The 492-nt window shown below is 75.0% G+C and carries 1 protein-coding gene; it reads right to left on the bottom strand.

The window, feature by feature from the left end; genetic code table 11:
• Nucleotides 1-492, bottom strand: a 492-nt coding sequence (locus B9S61_RS07165) for an acyltransferase domain-containing protein (RefSeq protein WP_146064744.1), incomplete at both ends; no start/stop codon positions are given.

The raw sequence follows: 492 nt of genomic DNA, 5'->3' as shown, positions 1-492 counted from the left end.
GTGCACAGGTCCAGGACCTCGATGCTGTCGTCGGCCAGCACCGCCTCGATCCCGGCGAGCAGCACCGGATGCGGGCCGACCTCGACGAACAGGGTGTGGCCCGCATCCACCAGGGTGCGGGTCGCGCCGACGAAGTCGACCGGCTCGCGGAGGTTGCGGTACCAGTAGGCGGCGGCGAGCGATTCCCCGGCGACCGGTTCGCCGGTCACCGTCGAGTAGAGCGGGACGGCCGAGGCCCGCGGGCGGATCCCGGCGAGGGCTTCGCGCAGTTCGTCCTCGATCTCGGCGACCTGGGCCGAGTGCGCCGCGTAGTCCACCGGGATCGCCCGGGCCCGTACGCCTTCCCGCTCGCAGGCTTCGAGCAGGGCGGCCAGCTCCTGCGGCTCTCCGGCGACGACCACGGCCCCGGGGCCGTTGACCGCGGCCACGCACACGCGTCCGCCGTCGGGCAGCAGGCGGGCGGTCCGCTCGGCGGAGGCGGCGACCGACACC

The sequence above is a fragment of the Streptomyces sp. SM1 genome (genome assembly GCF_002910825.1).
GTDB classification, from domain to species: Bacteria; Actinomycetota; Actinomycetes; order Streptomycetales; family Streptomycetaceae; genus Streptomyces; species Streptomyces okerensis.
This window is presented reverse-complemented; position numbering and strand designations above follow the sequence as displayed.